3 protein-coding genes are annotated in these 2,209 nt (G+C 71.6%); all 3 read right to left on the bottom strand.

Features of this window, described 5'->3' with window-relative positions; all coding sequences use genetic code 11:
• Positions 1-312: imidazolonepropionase-like domain-containing protein (locus tag AB8Z36_RS37300; protein ID WP_440582106.1), on the bottom strand; the 312-nt coding region annotated here is incomplete at its 3' end.
• A gap of 7 nt (positions 313-319) precedes the next feature.
• Entirely contained in the window at positions 320-1,519 is a 1,200-nt protein-coding gene (mqnC, locus tag AB8Z36_RS37295; protein ID WP_369217817.1) for a cyclic dehypoxanthinyl futalosine synthase, read from the bottom strand.
• 151 nt (positions 1,520-1,670) lie between these two features.
• Positions 1,671-2,209: prepilin peptidase (locus AB8Z36_RS37290; protein WP_369217816.1), on the bottom strand; the 539-nt coding region annotated here is incomplete at its 5' end.

Raw genomic sequence — 2,209 nt, 5'->3', positions numbered from 1 at the left:
CTGGACGCCCCTGCGGGCGCTGGCGCCCAGCTGGGAGGGGTCGGCGCGGAAGATCGCGCGGGCCCGCTCGCCGCCGATGGGCGCGGTGCCGAGCCGGTCGGCCTCGCGCGGGTCAGGGTGGTAGGTGGCTTCCAGGAGTTCGGGCCCGTAGGGGTTCAGGAGGCCCGGCGTGAGGATGCCCGGCCAGCGGCGGACGCGGGCGGCGGGATGGGCGGCCGCCAGCTCCTCGTACGGGCCGACGGCGGCGATGGACGCGCCGTCGGCCAGGACCGCCGCCTCGGGCGAGTCCTCGGCGACGTGCAGGGTCAGCAAGGCGGCCTCAGTTGGCGCTGAGGAGCTTCAGCTCCGGGTGCGCCGTGCCGCCCTCGATCGCCACGGAGGAGATGTGCGAGGCGACGCGGTCGTCGACCGGGTCGTTCGCCGGGTCGTCGTGCACGACCAGGTGCTCGTAGGTGGTGGCGCGCTGCGCGGGCACCCGGTCCGCCGTACGGATCATGTCGATCATCTCGCGGAGGTTCGAGCGGTGCTTGGCACCGGCCGAGGAGACCACGTTCTCCTCCAGCATCACCGAGCCGAGGTCGTCCGCTCCGTAGTGCAGGGTGAGCTGACCGGCCTCCTTGCCGGTGGTCAGCCAGGAACCCTGGATGTGCGCCACGTTGTCGAGGAAGATCCGGGCGATCGCGATCATGCGGATGTACTCGAAGATCGTCGCCTGGGTGCGGCCCTTGAGGTGGTTGTTCTCGGGCTGGTACGTGTACGGGATGAAGGCCCGGAAGCCGCCGGTCCTGTCCTGCACGTCGCGGATCATCCGCAGGTGCTCGATGCGCTCGGCGTTGGTCTCGCCGGTGCCCATGAGCATCGTGGACGTGGACTCGACGCCCAGGTTGTGGGAGATCTCCATGATCTCCAGCCAGCGCTCGCCGCTCTCCTTGAGCGGCGCGATGGCCTTGCGCGGCCGCTCGGGCAGCAGCTCGGCGCCCGCGCCCGCGAAGGAGTCCAGGCCCGCGGCGTTGATGCGCTGGATCGCCTCCTCCACGGACACCTTGGAGATGCGGGCCATGTGCTCGACCTCGGACGCGCCGAGGGAGTGGATGACCAGCTGCGGGAAGTTCTTCTTGATCGCCGAGAAGTGCTCTTCGTAGTACTCGACACCGAAGTCCGGGTGGTGGCCGCCCTGGAACATGATCTGGGTGCCGCCCAGCTCGACGGTCTCCGCGCAGCGGCGCAGGATGTCGTCGAGGTCCCGGGTCCAGCCCTTCTTGGTGTCCTTCGGGGCGGCGTAGAAGGCGCAGAACTTGCAGGCCGTCACGCAGACGTTCGTGTAGTTGATGTTCCGCTCGATGATGTACGTCGCGATGTGCTCCGTACCCGCGTACCGGCGGCGGCGCACGGCGTCGGCTGCGGCGCCGAGCGCGTGCAGCGGGGCGTCGCGGTAGAGGACGAGCGCCTCTTCCGGGGTGATCCGCCCACCTGCGGCGGCACGGTCGAGGACGGACTGAAGGTCGGCCTTCTCGGTCACCGGGGCGTCCCTTTCGTAAGTTTCGTAAGGGTTGTGGACGGACCACGCCAGCGTACGCCAGAGGTCATGGCGGGTTTCGCGGAGCCCGGGGTCGCGCTGGGACCGGGCCGGGGCCGCCGTCGGGCCCCACGCCGGGACCGGTGGCCGGGCGTCAGGCCGAGTACGCCCCGAGCAGCAGCCCCACGAAGGCGCCGCCGATCAGGAAGGGGCCGAAGGGGATCGCCGTCTTGCGGCCCGCGCGGCGGGCGATGACGAGGGCCACTCCGTAGAGCGAGGCCAGCAGGAACCCGGCGAAGGCGCCGAGCAGCAGGACACCCCAGCCGTACCAGCCGAGCACCGCCCCCAGGCAGAGCGCCAGCTTGACGTCGCCGAAGCCCATGCCGTTGGGGCTGATCAGGAAGAGGACGAAGTACGCCCCGGCCAGCGCGAGCGCCCCGTACAGCGCTCCGAACCAGGAGCCGCCGGTCTCCGGCAGCGCCGAGGCGGCCCCGAGCAGCACGAGCGCCGCGCCCGCGAGCGGCAGCGTGAGTACGTCGGGCAGCCGGTGCACGGTGAAGTCGACGATCGCGAGCAGCACCCCGAAGGGCGCGAGCAGCAGCCAGACGCCGAGCTCGGCACGCGGCCCGGTGGCGGCGGCGAGCGCGGCGCAGACCAGCGCGGTGACGGGCGCGACCACGGCCGTACGGGAGC

Origin of the sequence: Streptomyces flavofungini, from assembly GCF_041028215.1 — a bacterium.
GTDB lineage: Bacteria > Actinomycetota > Actinomycetes > Streptomycetales > Streptomycetaceae > Streptomyces > Streptomyces flavofungini_B.
The sequence above is the reverse complement of the archived record's forward strand: the minus strand, read 5'-3'. Positions and strand labels throughout refer to the sequence as shown.